General features: G+C 55.8%; 12 protein-coding genes. 7 read left to right on the forward strand and 5 right to left on the reverse strand.

Annotation, left to right across the window (positions count from 1 at the left end; genetic code table 11):
- Positions 1-5: 5 nt before the first annotated feature.
- The 4 genes from QF039_RS33155 to QF039_RS33170 form a co-directional block, all read right to left on the reverse strand.
- Positions 6-3,191 (reverse strand): exodeoxyribonuclease V subunit beta, encoded by a 3,186-nt coding sequence (locus tag QF039_RS33155; RefSeq protein WP_307522763.1) that lies wholly within the window; start codon positions 3,189-3,191, stop codon positions 6-8.
- Positions 3,192-3,193: 2 nt separating this feature from the next.
- On the reverse strand, positions 3,194-5,809 hold the full coding sequence (locus QF039_RS33160) for a PD-(D/E)XK nuclease family protein (RefSeq protein WP_307523075.1): 2,616 nt from the start codon (positions 5,807-5,809) through the stop codon (positions 3,194-3,196).
- A 108-nt stretch (positions 5,810-5,917) separates the two neighbouring features.
- Positions 5,918-7,009 (reverse strand): YafY family protein, encoded by a 1,092-nt coding sequence (locus QF039_RS33165; protein WP_010463622.1) that lies wholly within the window; start codon positions 7,007-7,009, stop codon positions 5,918-5,920.
- 30 nt (positions 7,010-7,039) lie between these two features.
- Complete coding sequence (locus tag QF039_RS33170) at positions 7,040-7,690, reverse strand: HEPN domain-containing protein (protein ID WP_307522766.1); 651 nt, start codon at positions 7,688-7,690, stop codon at positions 7,040-7,042.
- A gap of 311 nt (positions 7,691-8,001) precedes the next feature.
- Between QF039_RS33170 and QF039_RS33175 the strand changes: the two genes are divergently transcribed.
- The 5 genes from QF039_RS33175 (at position 8,002) to QF039_RS33195 (ending at position 14,669) form a co-directional block, all read left to right on the forward strand.
- Positions 8,002-9,279, forward strand: coding sequence for a DUF445 domain-containing protein (locus tag QF039_RS33175; RefSeq protein WP_307522768.1), 1,278 nt, complete (start codon positions 8,002-8,004; stop codon positions 9,277-9,279).
- Between the two features lie 577 nt (positions 9,280-9,856).
- Positions 9,857-10,723 (forward strand): GTPase, encoded by an 867-nt coding sequence (locus QF039_RS33180; protein ID WP_307522770.1) that lies wholly within the window; start codon positions 9,857-9,859, stop codon positions 10,721-10,723.
- Positions 10,724-10,735: 12 nt separating this feature from the next.
- Positions 10,736-11,188: a hypothetical protein gene (locus QF039_RS33185; protein WP_307522772.1), complete on the forward strand. Its 453-nt coding sequence runs from the start codon at positions 10,736-10,738 to the stop codon at positions 11,186-11,188.
- 6 nt (positions 11,189-11,194) lie between these two features.
- Positions 11,195-13,054 (forward strand): hypothetical protein, encoded by a 1,860-nt coding sequence (locus tag QF039_RS33190; RefSeq protein ID WP_307522774.1) that lies wholly within the window; start codon positions 11,195-11,197, stop codon positions 13,052-13,054.
- Positions 13,041-14,669 carry a GTPase gene (locus QF039_RS33195; protein WP_307522776.1) on the forward strand — a complete coding sequence of 543 codons (1,629 nt, stop codon included), beginning with the start codon at positions 13,041-13,043 and terminating at the stop codon, positions 14,667-14,669. The genes QF039_RS33190 and QF039_RS33195 overlap by 14 nt, the downstream gene beginning before the upstream one ends.
- Before the next feature lie 155 nt (positions 14,670-14,824).
- On the opposite strand, the gene QF039_RS33200 is transcribed toward QF039_RS33195, so the two are convergent.
- Positions 14,825-15,697, reverse strand: coding sequence for a WYL domain-containing protein (locus QF039_RS33200; RefSeq protein ID WP_010463608.1), 873 nt, complete (start codon positions 15,695-15,697; stop codon positions 14,825-14,827).
- Positions 15,698-15,816: 119 nt separating this feature from the next.
- Here QF039_RS33200 and QF039_RS33205 point away from each other — a divergent pair, with 119 nt between their 5' ends.
- Both QF039_RS33205 and QF039_RS33210 read left to right on the forward strand, forming a co-directional pair.
- Positions 15,817-16,071, forward strand: coding sequence for a hypothetical protein (locus tag QF039_RS33205; RefSeq protein WP_010463606.1), 255 nt, complete (start codon positions 15,817-15,819; stop codon positions 16,069-16,071).
- An 11-nt stretch (positions 16,072-16,082) separates the two neighbouring features.
- The gene (locus QF039_RS33210; protein WP_307522779.1) at positions 16,083-17,135 is read left to right on the forward strand and encodes an ADP-ribosylglycohydrolase family protein; all 1,053 of its coding nucleotides are present in this window, start codon (positions 16,083-16,085) and stop codon (positions 17,133-17,135) included.
- Positions 17,136-17,277 lie beyond the last annotated feature (142 nt).

Consider the following 17,277-nt stretch of genomic DNA (forward strand, 5'->3'; position numbering starts at 1 on the left):
GGCGGCTAAAAAACCTGAATCGCTCCCGCGGCCACCGGCAGAAAGAGCCATGCGGCGATGACAGGCCGCCCCGATGCCGCCTCAATCGCTTGGGCGTAAGCATCAAGCTGACCCGCATGTTCCTCGGCCAATCGCCTCCACTGGGCTTCGGGCGCCGGGTTGGATTTGTGGTCAATGAGCACCCAGCCATCTTTTGTGTCCAGCAGAAGATCGATCCGACCATTGAGTACCTGACCCGAGCGCAGCAACTGTTGCACCGGGTATTCAGCCATGGCTTTGGCCGCTGGCCAGTGGGATTCGATCCAGGCGTGCAAGGCCAATTGCTGTGCGATGACCTGACTGGCATTTACGTGCTCGTGCACTGCGTGGCTCTGCAACAGGTCCTGCACTTCGTCTAAGGTGAGGGGGCAGTTGGGGTCGGTGAATGAAAGGCACAAACTGGCATGAATGGCCGTTCCCAATGCACTCATTTCCGGGCTGCCTTGGAATGCGATCCGAGTGCCGATCCGGCATGTATTGCGGCCTGCGGTGCTGGCGCGAGCGCCACCGTTTGACGGTTGAAAGCCCAGTGGCAAACGAGACTGGATCACTTGTACCGGGGCAAACCAGTGCAGATTCTGTTCAATTACCGCCACTGGCACAGGTGAATCACTGGCAGTGAGCGTTTGGCAATCGGCGCGCAGTTCTTTTCCATTTGGCAGTTTCAAAGTCGACAGCCCGGGAGGTGTCATCAACCAGGGTGCCTGGACAGTGTCGAGCCACTCTCCTGTGATTTTTCTACTCGAACGGGCAATGACCAGCAGGTCTCGGGCGCGGGTCATGCTCACATAGAGCAGGCGTTTTGCTTCTTCAACGGCTTCAGCCCGGCACGCCAGGCCTATGGCGGTTTGTTCGAACGTTTCGCTCAACGGAACCGTTTTCTGTTTGGCCAGCGGCCATGGCCAGTAGCGGATAAAGCGGTCATGCAACGGTTTATGTGGATCGAATGCGCTATTGGACTGAGCCGAGACTGACCATAACCGGTCGCTGATATCGCGTGCCAGATCCATCAAAATCACGACCGGCCATTCCAGACCTTTACTGGCGTGATGAGTCATCACTTGCACGGCATCCAGCGCAGGAGTGGCCAGTGCATCGTTTTTGGCGTTGGCGATTTCGTCCAGCCACAACAACAGCCCGGAGATGGATGCCGCCCCTAATCCATTTCGGCAGAGATCCTCATATTGCTGCGCGAGATCGATCAATGCATCCAGGTTGGCCAAGCGCTTTTGCGCCAGCGCTGTCGAGGTTGACCAGACGCTGACACGTGTTGGTAAATCGCACTCGGCGATCAGCCGTTGTAATGCCTCTACCGGTGTTAGCACTGGCAGATCTGTGCGCAGTTGTGCAACGGCCGCCACAAGTGGGTGTTGCGAATACTCGCCGAGGCTTAGTTCACGCCACTGCGCTTTGGGGTGTCCGGCATTGAGGTAGCGCAGGCGCTCGGCAACCCAGCTTTCCGGTCCTTCGGTTTCGGTTAACGAGATGATCTGTGCTGTTGCCAGGGTATCGGCCGGGTCGTTCAATCGGCGCAAACACGCCAGTGCCAGAGTTGCCTCTGCGGTTGCCAGCAGTCCTGGTTGTGCTGTGGAACAGGGGATGCCCAGAGTAGCGAGGGCTGCTGTTACTTTCGCGACGTTACTGTGGGAGTAGCAAAGCACAGTGATATCGCCCAAACGCACCGCTCGGGCTTCCTGGCAGGTTTTATCGAATACCTGATAACGGCTAGCCAGCAGTTGGCCAATCCCCTCGGCCAATGCGTTGACTTGCAATTCGGCATTTTTGCCGTCCAGTACCCAATTGGCGAAGGCAGGGCCGGGTAGTTGATCCGTACGGGTTGGTATCAGCTCAACGTCCTTTGTTTCCAGGCTATTGGCGAAGGCCTTGTTGAATACATCATTCGCCAGTTCGACCAGTTCGGTACGTGAGCGCCAAGAGTGAGGCAATACCTCTTTTTTGCCACCCATATCGGGCAATGCCTTGAGGATGGCTTGCATCAGCGCACAGTCGCTGCCCCGAAAACCATAAATCGCCTGCTTGATATCCCCGACCCAGTAAACCTTTTTGGCAAAGCGTGAAAGCTTGAGAAAAATCGCCAGCTGCATCGGGCTGGTGTCCTGGAATTCGTCGACCATGATTAAATCGAGCTCATCCTCGAGCACCTGCGCAACGGCTGGGTTGTCCAGTAACTTGAGCAAGGCGTGTTCCTGGTCGGCAAAGTCCAGTACGCCAAACTCACGTTTGCTGTGTTCGTACACTTTCAATACATCAATGGCCAGGCCGAAAACCTGTTCGAGGTAGGCGCGGATATCGCGATGCAGATCCGGGTGTTCGGCATAGCGGCCAATGGTTTCAGAGAGGGTTGTTACCAATGGTTTGAGCTTGGCCTCAGGGGCTTCCTTCGCCAGTTTCGCCCAATCACTCCAGCGGGCGTTGTCATGCTGCAGTTCATACTGGAAGCGGGTGAGCAACGCTATGTAGCCTTCAGTGTTCTTTTTGTCGCTGTTAGCTGCCTGTAACAGAGCCAGCACCTCGGGAATGCTGTGCAGCAACTCTCCACTCAAGTCGGTTTTGGTCGGTTTGGGGAAATGCTTCAGCATGTCGTCGGCATTTTGGGTAGCAAAACCACGAGACAGTTCGAGATCAATGTCATTGGTACGCAACTGATTCAGAAGCTTGCGCAGCTCATCGCGCCAATTGGTATTGGCAAAGTCGCCCTGTTGATAAGTGTCTTCAAGGCCCAGGCGTCGGGCGACAGCGAGTAGATTATCCAGGCGCTCACCATCAAGGACCCGGTCAACCGCCTTGTTCAGCAGCAGGGCTGCCTGGTTTTCTTCCAGCACACGTTGCTCGGGCGGCATGCCGGCTTCAAATGCAAAGCGTTCAAGCAATTGCCCGCAAATACTGTTGACGGTACCGATACGGGCCTGGCCCATGGCGGTGGCCAGGTTGATTTGACCCTGCTTTAGAAGGTGACTACGGACCCGCTCGCGCAGCTCGGCAGCTGCTTTTCGGGTAAAGGTCGTGGCGATCACCCCCGAAGGCTGGACCTGCTGATCGAGCAACTCCTGGTGCAGTATTTCAGTAAGCCGGTGGGTTTTGCCGCTGCCGGCGCCAGCACTGATAAAAGTGATGTGTGCGGTGGTCTGCATTGTCATTGCTCCCAACCGGCCAAGGCCAGGTAGTCGTTGTAGGCTTCATTAAGGTATTCCATCGGCATCGCCTGATCGGGAGGGATCGAGTCCTCATCCTCTTCAATACTTTGCAGGGCAACCTCAAACAGCCCCTCTGCCTGTTGCGCCTGCCGCCACTTCCAGGCCTCGGTAAAGCTGAGCCACAGTTTTGGCGTTGAGCTTGGCGGATTGGCAGGCATCTGCTCCGAATCTCTGAAGGTTTGGTCATCCGGGGTTAGCAGGCGCGCGGACTCAAGGATGAAATAGGCTACGGAAGGCCATGAACCGCTGTCCTGACGAAGCAACTCGGCATAAATCGCCAACTGCAGATGGCGGTTTGCCTTGAGCTGCTCCGGGTATTTCTTGCCCCCCGACCACTTCATGTCGACGATGGCTCGATGTCCTAGCGCAGTGGTCAATACCAGGTCAGCAGAGCCGCCCAATGCGCCACCCTCGAAACGACCGGCCAGCGCCTGCTCAGACGTTACGACCGTGATGCCAGCATTGAGAAAGTGCGTTCGCAGTCGATTCAAAGCACGCAGCGCACGATGGCGCAGTGTTGCCAGGTCGGCACCGCGTCCCTCCATCAACAACACCGCCCCTTCTTCACGTACCACACGGGGGAAATGGGTCGAGAACCAGCTGTTTAAATCTGTGGTGCTCATGCTCAGCGCGTCCGGCCGAGAGAAAAAGTGTTCAGCCAGGCGATGGGTCAACGAACCATTGAGCAAAAAGCCGTCGCTCAGGCTCTGACTTTTGGACGCCTGAATCTTGGCTCCGTATTGCAGCAACCATTGATAAGGGTTGAACAGCAACAGGTTGAGGCTCGAGAAAGAAGCCTTCTCAGGCTGCTCGAACGGGGTGTCGGATGGAAGGCGCCACCAGCGTTTGCGCAGTGGCAGTGGCGCCGATGCTTGGGGTTGGCAAAGCGGGCCGGGGGTATGCAGAAGCTCCTCAAGAATATGCACCTTCGGTTGCTGCGAAACGGCTTCGATCATTTGCCAGAGCGGGTGGCTTTCCTCCTGTGGTGGCGCTAGTACCAGTATCAGCCGGCAGTTGGCTGCCAGGATTGGTCGCAGCCAGTCACAGGCTGCTTGAGTCAGCAGTGTGGCTCCGTCCGGTAGCGCCACCCCGGCATCGGCCAATTGCATGCACTCGGCCTTGGACCACGGCGACAGGGGCGGTAACACTGGCATGCTCAGGTGCCACCAGATCACCGTGTCGGCTTCCTCAATGGCCGCGCCTGGACGCGAGACGCTCAAGTGGGCGCCGACTTGTGCGGCCAGCAATGGATTATCCACGCCGCTGGCGGTGGCTTGTTCGATCACCTGCTGCAACTGCCGCGGTTTTAACCGCTCCACACCTTGATGATGCAAGGTCTTGAGGGAGTCTTGTGCTGCTTCACACTGGGCATAACCGGCCTGAGCCGCGAGCCTGTGCGCGGGCTCCTGGTGCCCCAGGCGTGCTTTAAAAAAGTTCAGCAACCGTTCGACACGTACCAGCACCTCACTGGGCGGCACACCATCGTCAGCGGTAAAGGTGGTCATATTGAGCCACTCGTCAATCGAGGCAAGTACGTTGGGCGCCTCTGCAGCGTAATGCGCTGCGATATCTGCCAGTGCGTCTTCCCACTTGCTCCCGACGAGGCCGGGTGCGCTTGCTATTTTGGTTGCCAAATGCCGACGCGCAAACAGACGAATCGGGCATATCGAGTGGGTCAGAAACTGCAGGAGTGCCGGGTAGTCGGTAGGTGCCCAAAGCAGCTCCATGGCCAATGGTAATACCTGCAGCGCAGGGCGCAGATTGCTGCTGCCATTGAGGCCATGGCGAGCTTGGCTGGCACCGATCAGATGACCATCAAGACAACCACCTTCGCCACCCGTCACCAGCAAGGTGGGGGTGTCCTGGCCCAGTGAGCGGCTCAGCCAGCTGGCGGCCAATGCTCGAGTTTGCGCTTGAACAACTTGCACTGTGCCGTCTTCTTGCCATTGAATGGGCGTGACATCTACACCGGCAATGCTCTGGCGCAGTTGCATTTGCAACTGCCCTAGAAAACCTTGCGCCGTACCCTCCGGTATCTCCAGGCGCTCGTTAGGCAGGAGATTCAGCACCATTTGCCAGGCCAGTGGATAAAGCTCGAAAGCGTCAGCCAACAGCACGGTCTTGATCGGGGGGCGACGAGAGCCCAGCGCCTTGGCAACATTTTGCAAGCGCTGTCCCATGGAAGGGGCGACCTGCACGCGAGCTTGAGTCTCGATCTCGGCAAAGTCTTTCAGACGTTGGCTGACGTCGGCACCGACACGCCCGTCCCAACCGTGCAAATACAAATCATCCCGCCAGGCCAGCAATGCAGCAGCCACCCCCAATTCATCGGCGGAAAAACTGGCATGATAGAAGCGCAGTGGGTTATTGCAGTGCGCCAGGCAATCGCGGTACGTGGCTGTACGTTGTGCCGCACAAGGCTGACGTGCCACTAGGCCCAGTTGAGTCTCCAGAATATCCAGCAGTCCCTGTGGCCCGACGGTCAACGCCCCTAATCGATTACTGGCTCGGGTTGCCCGCTGACCATCGAGTTGCATGCCGAACGTGATAAGCATTTCTGACACGTTGACGCTCCTTGTGAACGCTGGTGGTTCAACGCACCTTGATTGGCACGTTGTTGCAATAAGGAAAAATAGGCTGCTGATCAGCGACGTGGCGCTACCCTACGAACCTGGTGCGACGGTTTGTGTCGCGCCTGCCAGGTTTTGTAGCGAAACCACGGTACCTATTGCATCCGCCACTGAATCCAGTGGCCGGTACGCTGCCGCCGCACGATGCAGTGTTTTGCCAATCTGAGCCCGCAGCTCGGGCGGCTGCTCCACCACCATTGAGTCGCCCAGGGACAAAATCCACCAGTGCAACTGCCAGGTGTTGCTCAGTGTCGAGCGTACTCGAAAGCCATCCTCCAACGGCTCCAGCGTCATATCCGCACTCAATGGTGTCTCACGAATCAGCCGCGTCTGACGCTCACTAACCCAAGCTTGAAACTGAATCTTTTCGGGGGTGCCGAACTGCAAGGCGTCACTGGCCAGGTACGCACACAAGTCAAATGCCTGTAATCCCTCTACGGGTTTATCGAGCTGATCGACATTGCGAAAACGATGCACCGCAAACTGGCGCACATCGGTATACGGATGTGCTGTGGCGATCAAATAGGTCACCAACCCACGCTGCACCATGGCTAATGGATTGAGTGTCAGTTCACTGAGTTTGTCGGTGTGTGCCGAGTAATACTGACATTGCACTTGACGCTCATTAATCAGCGCCCTCTGCAATGTTTCCAGCAATAGTGGGTCGATATCCGGCGCCTGCAGGTTTAGGTCCGGTCGCACACTGGCTACCTTCTCCAGCCAACGGGCAGCCGGGTTATCGTCCTCCAATCCCTTGAGCTTCTGCCGCGCATGCACGAAGCGCGGCTCCAGCACACTGAGCATGCTAGAAGGCAACAACGGGCGGATCGCGTCTGCAACCAGTGTCAGGCTCAAGGCTTCGGTCAGCGTTATGCCTTGCAATTCCACATTTACGCCAGGAGTCCAGTACCAGGCTTGTGGCGTGATGTTTTCGCTGCACTGCAACGGGAAAACCAGCGACAGATCAATCAAGTCACGTTCAACGGTGCGCCGGCTAATCTTGAAGCCGGAAGACTCCAGTCGTGCCAGCAACTCGGTGACTGTAATACCTGATTCACGTTTGGGCAGGTGTTTGAGCAGTTCCCACTGGCGGCTGACAGTGGAGTGCGATTTGGCTGACGGCACGCGATTTTCCTTGTGCAGGCGAGAGGCGAGTTATGACTTGATCACCGGATAACAGGCATCGCCCCAAAGTGTTTTCGGGTTGTCGAGCATAAGCAGAATCACCAGGGGCACGAGCTTTGCCAGCAGGTTGGAGCAATCACGCAATTGTGTGCGATTGACGCTGCCGTCCCAGGTGGCTCCGCCATGAATCATTTGGTTGCGAAGGGTATAGATGCGGTTAAACATCACTCCTAGCACCTTTGCTGTATCGCGGCCGGCCAGTGCTGCATGTGCGCTACGTTTGCCGTTGCGCAAGCGCTCGTCCCACATGGCTTCAGTGATCTTGCCGTTCTGGAAGTCCCAGAAGCTTTGAAAAACGTAAGGGTTGTCTAGCAGTGCACGTATGCTCCCGGAGAACTCTGACCAAACCATTTTTTCGATTAGATGCTCGGTGTCCAGCGTACAAAGTTTTTGCAGGAAAGCCTTGAATGCCTCCTGTTCGGACAATCGATGCTGCTCATCAATATCGGTGGCATAGGCAGCGTTGAAAGCGATCCAGAGGAAGATGAAGCGCCCGTCAACGTCCTCTGCCTGTTCCGCACGATTGAGCCAGCTCAGGGCTCGGTGAACCCGTAGCGCAAGGTTGGGGTGGTGCGCGTCGCGTTCGTTACGGTGGCGTGTCTTGAGTGACTGGTAATCCATTCCAGGTGCTTCCTTTGGCTGAGGGGATCCGCTGGACCTTGAGGATCATGGTTTTATCGGCGGATGAGGGGCGGGATTGAGCATTAAATGAGCCCCTGCGACACATTATGACGCGATATGGCGTTAAGCTATCACGTAATAAAGTTCTGTATCTATTCACTGATACGTTATAGGGCATGTGTTTTGGATAACGCATTGTGTGTCCATCCAGCGCAGGCTCATATCTAGGCCCCAGACAAAAAATTGAGGCCAATGGTCGCGGAAGCGGGTGACGAAGACCTCCATTGCTTACTTACATTTAAGGTTTTTTGATGTTGAAACTCGATTCGCCGTTGGCGCGGATGAAGGCAATAGCGTCTGGGTTGTTCTTGTTGGCGGCAGCGCTCTATGTCGCAGCCTTGATGTTGATCCACTCCCATCCCGTGTTGGGGGGGTATATGAAAGCCTTCTCCGAGGCTGCGATGGTTGGCGCTATCGCCGACTGGTTTGCCGTTACTGCCCTGTTCCGACGCCCCTTGGGATTGCCTATTCCTCACACGGCCATCATCCCGCGCAACAAGGCGCGTATTGGTGCCAACCTGGGGGACTTTATTTGTACTCACTTTCTTTCACGTGAGCAGGTACTTCAGAAGGTCAGCGAATTTGATACTGCCAGGCGGTTGGCGCAATGGCTGTCGAAGGAAGACAACGCCGCAGTCTTGTCGGGTTTAGCCGTCAAGCTGGCTGGGCATGGTATTGGCGCCCTGCGTGACGAGCGTGTGCGCCAGTTTGTACGCAGCACTGCTCTGGCGCGCCTGGAAGAGGTTGATTTGGCAAAAATGAGTGGTCAGTTGCTGGAGGTGCTCACCGATGATGGGAGGGCACAGGAGGTACTCGACGCCGTATTAAATCAAGTCGATATTTCACTGCAAGGCGAAGCGACAAAAAAACGCATCGCCGACGTTCTGGCCACGGAGTTCGAGTTCTTGCGGTTCAACGTTTTCGGCAAGGAACTGCCTCTGCACAACGTTGCCGGCAACTGGTCATCGGCAAAGTTGGTCGAGCGAATCTCTGACGTGATCAGCGAGGTCAACCACGACACTGAACACCCGTTGCGCAAACATTTCGACCAGCAGTTGGGAGCCTTGGTGCATAAGCTCAAGGAGGAGCCAGCTTTTCGTTTGCGTGCGGCACAACTGCGCGCTCAACTCGTTCAGCACCCGGCACTGCACAGCTACCTGACTGACATGGTCGACGATGTAGTGAACTGGTTCGAGGAAGACATTACTCGAAGCGATTCCACAACGCGCCAGCGCTTGGAGGAGGGTACTCGCAAGCTTGGTGAAGCATTGAGCGAAGACGCTTTGATGCAGGGCTGGATAAACGACCAGATTCTGGCAATGGCGGGCCCATTGGTTGAGCGCTATCGCTCAGAGATCGGCCGCTACATCGCTGAACGCATCGAAGCCTGGAACGAGAAGGAACTGGTGGAGCAACTGGAGTCACACGTGGGCAAAGACCTTCAGTTTATTCGTATCAACGGAACATTGGTGGGAGGGCTGGTGGGGGTGATCATTCATCTTGGGACTGAGTTTGCATTACAGATGTGAGAAGCACTTTGAATCGTGGTCCTCAGGAGAGTGTAAATCCCCAGTGAGCTTGCCGCTTAAAGATTTCCAGGCGAAGGCCGACAAAACAAAAGGCTGAGGCGACCAACGACTGAACCTTCAATGGAGTTATCAGCCTGTCCGTCACAGCGGGTTCGGCGATTTAAAATGGATTTTCTCGGGGCGACGCAATTTGTCGCGAGGCATGGTCATGCTCAAACCAGCCAATAAACAGGAGTATGGATCATGCTGAAAAACTTTCTCGCCGCAGTTGGCCTCGTCGTTATCGCCAAGAAAGGGTACGAGGTGTATCGGTCTTACAAGTCAATGGAGGCGGAAAACGAGTTTTTGCGAAAGGGGCAGAGGCCGGTTTAGTGTCCATCCCATCGCCTTATTGCTGCTTGTAGATCTGCGTTTGATTGACAGGTTACCAAGGCATGGCAAAGTGATATCGCTTGAAGGATGATCCGGGTTGCAGGTGTTCAGGCGCTAGGGTGCGCGCTGAACGTTATGACTTGGGGGCAACTTGTGTTTGATCCCGGATGCGCCAGCGCTTCCGACACTGCAATAAGGACATTTCATGCCAGCTGAAAATTGGCTGATTCAGCTCAATCGCGAGTCAGCTGAATTCGCGCGTTTGTATCAGGAGCGTCAAGAGGGAAAGACCGTCGACCGGACTTTGCGTATAGCGGTCTGTGGTCTGATGAACGCTGGCAAGAGCGCACTGCTCAATGCATTGACCGGCCATCTTGAAAACGAATTCTTCGAAACCAAAGCAGTGCGCTCGACTAAGACGGTGCAAACCTTAACCCATGGAGGGATTACTTACGTAGACACTCCGGGTATTGACGCCAATAACGAGGATGACCAGCACGCCTGGCGTGGCTTGGCGACTGCCGACATTATCCTGTTCGCCCACAACCTGGGCACGGGCACTCTGGAAACCGTAGAAATCAACTTCCTTAAGGAGTTGAAACATCGGCGTCCTGATATCGAAGACAGCTTACTGGTGGTTCTGACCCATGCCGAAAGTGCGTCGCAGCAAAGGCAGGATCGCCTCGACGCAATCAGCGCCATCCTCGCGGCGTTGTTCAAGGCACCTCGTACGCTGATCCCGACGTCGTTCACTACCTACCGCAAAGGCGTCTTGGAGCAAAAGTCCGCCCTCATCGAGCATAGCGGCATCAACGTGCTGCACCACCATTTGAAGACACTTGTCGAGCACGCCGAAAGCGAGTTGCATGCCGTGCGCCGTGCGCGAGATAAGCAGCGTCTGAGTAAGTTGGAGGCCATTGTCGATAAGGCCATCGCCAAACGGGAACGCGCACTGGCTGCCGTCGAAGCCAAACAATCACAGTCGTTTCTGGTGCTTAGCCAGAGTGTGAACCAGTTGGTCAGCACGACCCGAGAACGCATCCGCCGCTGCGAAACCCTTGAATCCGATTGAGAGGACATTGCTATGTGGTGGTTATTGGTACCCGTAATCGGCGCTTTGGTTGCTGCCGTCGCCAGCTCCGACGATGAAGAAAAAGAAGCGGCCGAACGCAGGGCACGCATTCAGGCCCGTGAGGCCGAGTCAAAGGCCATTGCTCGTCGCAAACAGGCAAACCTCGAGAAGCGTAAGGCTCAACTGGTTGCCGACGTTGATGGCCAACTGAAAGATTTATTTGCGACGCACCCTGCTGTGCTCGATCGAACTTACCAGGGCGCGCTGCACGTCAGCTTTGACAGCCTTCGTGTCTTTGCAATCAAAAAGGTGCCGAGCAAACCAAAAGCTATGTTGAAGCACCTGGATACGATTGCCCCCGGTGCAGCCTTCAGCCCGATCTGGGTCAAGCAAGCTGTCCAGGCGCACGCGCTTCAGAAAGAAATCACGGGCCTTCAGCGCCTGAAAGAAGAATTGCTGGGATAAGTCACGATGACAGACCGCCACGCCAACAGAAATGATTTGTTAAATGTCTTCGCCGGGATTGCCGGTGAGTTCGATCAGGTCAAACGCCAGATCGATCGCCGGGAAAATGTCCTCAAGGCTCAGCTGAAGAAGCTTGACGACGCGCGCAAGACTTCGCCTTGGCGTGAAAGCCCGCTTGAGCAGCGTCACCCGTTGCAGGATATGGCTGAGCGCTGTCAGCAGGGGCTCGACAGTCAGCTTGATGCCTGGATCAGGAATGTCGAAAACTATGAGCGCAATACTTCGTTTCGCAAGGACTTCGATGACTCGCTACTGATCTTTGTCTACGGCAAGGTCAAAGCTGGAAAATCCTCCCTGGGGAATTATCTCGCCTACGGGAACTCTGCTCCGGACGCGGCCTTGATCGACAGCGCTTCCCCTCGCCCCGAGTTTTTCTGGCGCGAAAGTACCGGGACTGCAGAAACCATGTCCGCAGAGTTGATGAGCAAGCAGCGATGCTTTGGCGTCGACGTGGTGGAAGCGACCAGCTCTATCCAGGGTTTCAGGTTGCCGGGCATGACCTGGGTCGATTCCCCGGGGGTTCACTCGGTCAACAGCGTCAACGGCCGGTTGGCCGACGACTATGTCGCGTGTGCCGACCTGATCGTATTCCTGAGCAACTCCAGCAGTCCTGGCCGGCACTCCGATATGAATGAGGTCGTCGGGCTGCTCCAGAAAAAGAAAAACCTCATGGTGCTTATCACTGGCAGCGATGTGATTGAGGAGGATGTTGATGACTTAGGTAACTTGGTTCACCAACGGGTAATGAAGGCGCGATCCGATCGTGATGACCAGATTGGTTACGTCGGGTCGGAGCTGGCCAAGATTGACCCATCAGCACAATCGCTCCTGAATCAAATCAATATTCACTCGATTTCGGTGCGTTATGCCGAGGAAGGTGGCCCCCAGGAGCAGGCGCAACGCTGGCAGGAAAGTGGGCTGGCCGACTTCGCCGCAGATATTGGCAACATAGCCCGTTCCAGTGGGCTCGCCCTCAAGCGCCAGACACCCTTGAAGAATCTGCAGGCGTTCTGCATCAAGCTGGCCGAATCGACGGATCAGCTGGAAAAAGAGCTGGTTGATATCAGAACAGGGCTGAGCGCCGCGCGTAAGGACCTGAAACTGAGCGTCGATCATATTCTGAGCCAGCTCAGAAAAGAATTACCGGGTCAGATCGAAAAATATGCCGATCAATATGCGATGAACGACCAGGCTTTTTCTGAAGCCTGCCGTAAATTGCTCGATCATGCTTTCCAGCATTACGCCAGCGAACTGTGTGATTCGATTGGCCAGAAATTCGAAAACATTGAAATTCACGACCAGGCGGTTGGACCTGTCGCCCGAGAGGCCCCTCAGTTTTCAGAGCGCGTTGAAAAGATCAAATTCGACTCCCGCCGCAATGAGTCATTCGGCAGGGCCGGCGGGGCAGGATTCGGTGCCTGGGGGGGCGCTGAAGGTGGGGCAGCTCTAGGCACTTTGATTATGCCAGGTGTGGGGACGGTCATCGGTGGCCTGATCGGTGGCGCACTTGGAGCCTGGGCGGGAAACAAGGCTGGGGGCGCAGCGGGCGAATACTTCAATACCACTGAAGAAATCGAAGTGGCTGTGGGCGATAACCGCGACGAAGTTTCACTGGGGACCCGCGAACAGTTGCTTGAGCTTGCCGAGAACCGGCTGAATGTCCTGTATGAGCAACTGGACCAATTGTGCTTTATCGACATTGCCGACTGGTTGAAAAACTTCCACAGCGCATTAAAAGAGATGCGCCAGCACACGCTTACTCAAATTCAGGAAATCGAAAAGGAGCTGTCCCATGGCATTGCCTGACTTCGCACGGGTTATCCACACCTATGAACGGGTCAGCACCCCGCTGGGCCGTTGGCTGTCCGAACAACAACGTGATGAGCTGGGAGCCCGGTTGCAGACCAAGGCTGAGCAGTTACACCCTCGAATCATGGTCTACGGCAACTACAACGCTGGCAAAAGTACCCTGCTCAATGCCTTGATGGGGCGGGCAGATGCCAAGATGGCGGATCGACCGGAAACGGCCGCGGTAACTGAGTACCGCTGGGGCAATTACACGCTGCTCGACACACCTGGCATCGACGCACCGATTGAGCATGAAGAGGTGGCTGAGAACCAACTGCACAATAGCGAAGTTGTGTTGTTCGTGGTCGCTGCAGGCGGTGCCACCGACGAAGCGAAAACCTGGGAGCGGTTGGTCGATATCGTCGCCTCAGAGCGCCGGGTAATGCTCATCGTCAACAACAAGGCAGGCATTACGGTCGGCGATCGCGATTATGTCGGCATCACCGATCGCCTGCGCATTCATCTGCAACGTGCGGCGAGTGAGCGCGGTATTGAAAACATTCTGGACAAGGTCCCGGTGCAATGGGTCAATGCCAGAAGCGCCCTCAAAGGACGACTCGAGGACAAGGCGCCGCTGATAGGCGCCAGCGGCATTCTTGACTTGGAGGAGGCGCTGGGCGACTTCCTGGAGCAAAGCGACACCGGGACAATCTTCGCGGCTTGTCGCAAAGACCTGGTGGTTGCGATCGAACAAGCCAATTTGCGGTTGGTGCAGGCCGGCAATGACCGTCAGGCTGAAGCGCTGACGAAAGCCAAACTGCAGATTGAAAACGAGCGCAGCCGTCTGACTGCATGCCTGAACGATCACCTGGATCGCGATTGTCGTAGCGCAAAGCAGGCAATTGTCAGTCTGATTACTTCAGTAGCAGAAGGACAAGTCAGGGGGGACACCAACCAGGCGATGGAAGAGGGGGCGGCAGACGTTGTCCAGTCTCTGGGCGACAAACTGATGCGCACGCTGGAGTACGAGCTGCCCAAGACTCAGCAGAGCCTGGGTGAAATCGGTGAGAAATTGGTCGAGTCCACTCTCCGACACGCTGACGCCATGCTGAATGCGGATCTGGATGCGCCGCAGGATGCTGGTGAAAGCATCCTGTCGCCAGCCATCAAGGATGCCTTGAAGAAAGTCCCCATGGGTAATGTCAAGGACATGACTGAACAGGGAGTGAAAGCGGCACTGGAGCTAGGAAAAGAGTTTCTGCCCAAACTGTTCAAAGGTATTGGCCCCAAGACCATGGGACGCTGGGCCAGTACAGCGGGTCGCTGGGCGGGGCCTTTGGTACAGGTCGGCGTGGCGTTGTACGACATCTACCAGGCTATTCGTACAGAGAATGCGGAGAAGGCAGCGCAAGCTCGTCGTACCAAAGCCATCGACGACTCTGCCAGTTCGTTTGTCCACGATTTGCGTCAGGCCTACCAGTTCCAAATAACTCTGGTGGTTGAGCAGGTGTTCAAACCTATGGATGAGTGGATCGACGCGCAAAGCCAGGCTCTGGTGCAACAAGACAAGGCCGCAGAGAACGATAGAATTCTGTTCGAACAGGCACTGATTGAACTGCGCCCGCAAGACTGATCTGGTCATTAACGCATCTCATCTCAACATTCGCTCCGGACATAGGACGGGGCGAATGCTTCCAGAGAGCCCAGAGTCATGCCTATTATTCTTCCATCTCGGAGGTTCAATTAATTCGTGATGCAGTGCGTCACGAATTAAAATGCCGGGTTGAGTCACTCATAAAGCCAAGGCTTCAACTCATCCAGATTCCTCACCACGATCTGCTGCGCCGCCGCTTTGGGGTCGAGCTTTTTCGGATCGATTTGAAAACGCTGCAACACATACTTGACCAAGGCGCGGCGTGTCGGAATGACCAGCACACCATCCTCCATGCCGAAATCGGCTTCGATGATTGCCTTCTGTTCTGGCTTGAGCCTTGAGTCGGGTTCGATGATCACGGCTACCTTGGTGTTCCAGTCTTCATCCTCGTCGATGAGGTTCTCGGTCTTGCGTTCGAACTCCGGTTGGCCGCGCAGACGACTCAGCACAAAATCCCGGTATTCACGATTCTTCTCGCAATACGCCCGCACATGCCAACGCATACCGGTGTAAATCAGTGTGTGTGGTGCAATCAAGCGAGTTTCTGGAGCCGGGTTAGCGAGTGAAACGTATGCGACTTCAATAACCTCGCTGTCGCGGCATGCCTTAAGCAATGGACGCAATACTTCAGGTCGAATCGTCCGGTCCGGCACCTCTAGCACCATGGTGTGGGCATACGCCAAGGCCAACCCTTCCACATGCGGCGCACGGGAATGGGTCTGGTTCAGCAGGTGCAGATAAGCGCTGGCGCTGTCGTCGATGAACAGTGGCTTGAACTGTTTGCTGGGGACGTAGCCCTTTAGCTGCTTGTCATATGTAAGGTTTTTAGGCGCATGTTCGGTGATGTAAGTGTTTATGTCCTTGGACGCCTGCTGACGACTGATCCCGAAGCTCTGGATCAGGTGCACCGTGGTCAGCCGGCCTTCCCACCAGGCGACGGTCTCGATCAAGCGATAACGAAGTGCCAGATCCCAACGAACCTGCTTGATGTCTTGCTTGCGTTTCATGACCGCTCCATGTGCGTGAATACTTTACCTGTATAAGTCTACATTCTAGACCTGTCGTTTAACACTACATATCTTGTATCTGTCTTCGAGATTTATCGAACTCACGGAAGGAAGTGGACATGAGTATGTCGGAAGCGGTTTCGACAGGTGCTTTGCTGATGATGGGGGCAATCCTGCTGGTGCTTCTGCTGCAGTACCTGAGGTTGCGTGAACTCTGGAAAATGGCTCTTGGCTATCAAAAGAGCGCGCGTTGGGCACGGATCTGGGAAATGGAGAACCGGGAACTGCGCTCGGCGCTGCGCGCTGAGAAAGCGCACATCGAGCAGTTGCAAAGAAAGCTCGTGATTTTGCAAGAATTGATACCAGCTGTGTGAAGGAGAAGGATATGAACAGACTTGAAAGGATCAAAGGCTGCCTTCTGGGTGGTGCGGTCGGGGACGCGTTGGGCGCCGCGGTAGAGTTCCTCGATTGGCCCGCAATCGAAGCTAAATTCGGTCCACAGGGAATCGTTGATTTTTCTCCAGCTTTCGGTATCACCGGTGCCATCACCGACGACACGCAGATGATGCTCTTCACGGCCGAAGGCTTGCTGCGGGCTTATGTGTGCGGCAGTTCGCGAGGGATTTGCCACGTTCCCAGCATTATCCATCATGCGTTGCTGCGCTGGTTGATGACCCAGGATTACCCTACTGCGATTCCGATCAGCACGGACGGGTGGCTGATCGAGCAGCCAGAACTTTGGTCTCGGCGTGCCCCTGGCACTACCTGCCTCAATGCACTCAAAGTCAGTCCACGTCTAGGCGCTGTCGCCGAAAACAACAGTAAAGGCTGTGGCGCCGTGATGCGCGTAGCGCCCTGTGCATTCTTTGCCAACGCCTTCGACTACGCTGCCCAGTCCGGGCGCCTGACTCACGGGCACCCCAGCGGTTATCTTGCGGCAGGGCTATTCGCTGACATCCTGCAGCGGATGGTTGACCGGCAAGACAGCCTCGAACACGCAATCACCGAAAGCCTGGCTAAATACGGGCAAGAGCCCGGTATGGAAGAAGTCCGCAACCTTATCGAACGTGTACTGTTCTTCTACTATGAAGGCTACCAGCCCACCCCGCAACGCATCGACGAGCTCGGTGGCGGTTGGGTCGCTGAAGAGTCGCTGGCGATTGGTCTTTGGTGCGCCCTGATGGCGAGCTCGTTTGAGGAGGGCGTGATCACGGCAGTGAATCACGGTGGCGATAGCGACAGCACCGGGCTGATAGCCGGGCACCTGTTGGGTGCTCAGTATGGCGCAGCGGCGATTCCAGTTCGATGGTTTGGACAGTTGGAATTGCGTGAGGTGATCGAGCAAATGGCCGAGGATATCGAACGCGTTCCGCGTGATTACTGTGGGTATGGCGGAGAGTTCGATCAGATGATCGAGCAGATGTATCCCGGCGGGTGAGGGAACTGATGGCGACGCATTTTCATTTCGCCACTGAGCTATTCGCTGCGTAGGCTTACCAAAGCAAACTCGCTAGGCTGCCCTTTGAAGCCATTTTGAAGTGGCACAGGCATTTGTCAGGCATTAATCCTGAGAAGCAGCT

The sequence above is a fragment of the Pseudomonas sp. W2I6 genome, from assembly GCF_030815935.1.
Taxonomy (GTDB): Bacteria; Pseudomonadota; Gammaproteobacteria; order Pseudomonadales; family Pseudomonadaceae; genus Aquipseudomonas.

Bases quoted from the DNA above. Each gene is read 5' to 3' on its own strand.
- QF039_RS33195 (WP_307522776.1), top strand. From the start codon at position 13,041: ATGGCATTGCCTGACTTCGCACGGGTTATCCACACCTATGAACGGGTC.
- QF039_RS33205 (WP_010463606.1), top strand. From the start codon at position 15,817: ATGAGTATGTCGGAAGCGGTTTCGACAGGTGCTTTGCTGATGATGGGG.
- QF039_RS33200 (WP_010463608.1), bottom strand. From the start codon at position 15,697: ATGAAACGCAAGCAAGACATCAAGCAGGTTCGTTGGGATCTGGCACTT.
- QF039_RS33190 (WP_307522774.1), top strand. From the start codon at position 11,195: ATGACAGACCGCCACGCCAACAGAAATGATTTGTTAAATGTCTTCGCC.
- QF039_RS33155 (WP_307522763.1), bottom strand. From the start codon at position 3,191: ATGCAGACCACCGCACACATCACTTTTATCAGTGCTGGCGCCGGCAGC.
- QF039_RS33185 (WP_307522772.1), top strand. From the start codon at position 10,736: ATGTGGTGGTTATTGGTACCCGTAATCGGCGCTTTGGTTGCTGCCGTC.
- QF039_RS33170 (WP_307522766.1), bottom strand. From the start codon at position 7,690: ATGGATTACCAGTCACTCAAGACACGCCACCGTAACGAACGCGACGCG.
- QF039_RS33180 (WP_307522770.1), top strand. From the start codon at position 9,857: ATGCCAGCTGAAAATTGGCTGATTCAGCTCAATCGCGAGTCAGCTGAA.
- QF039_RS33210 (WP_307522779.1), top strand. From the start codon at position 16,083: ATGAACAGACTTGAAAGGATCAAAGGCTGCCTTCTGGGTGGTGCGGTC.
- QF039_RS33175 (WP_307522768.1), top strand. From the start codon at position 8,002: ATGTTGAAACTCGATTCGCCGTTGGCGCGGATGAAGGCAATAGCGTCT.
- QF039_RS33160 (WP_307523075.1), bottom strand. From the start codon at position 5,809: ATGCTTATCACGTTCGGCATGCAACTCGATGGTCAGCGGGCAACCCGA.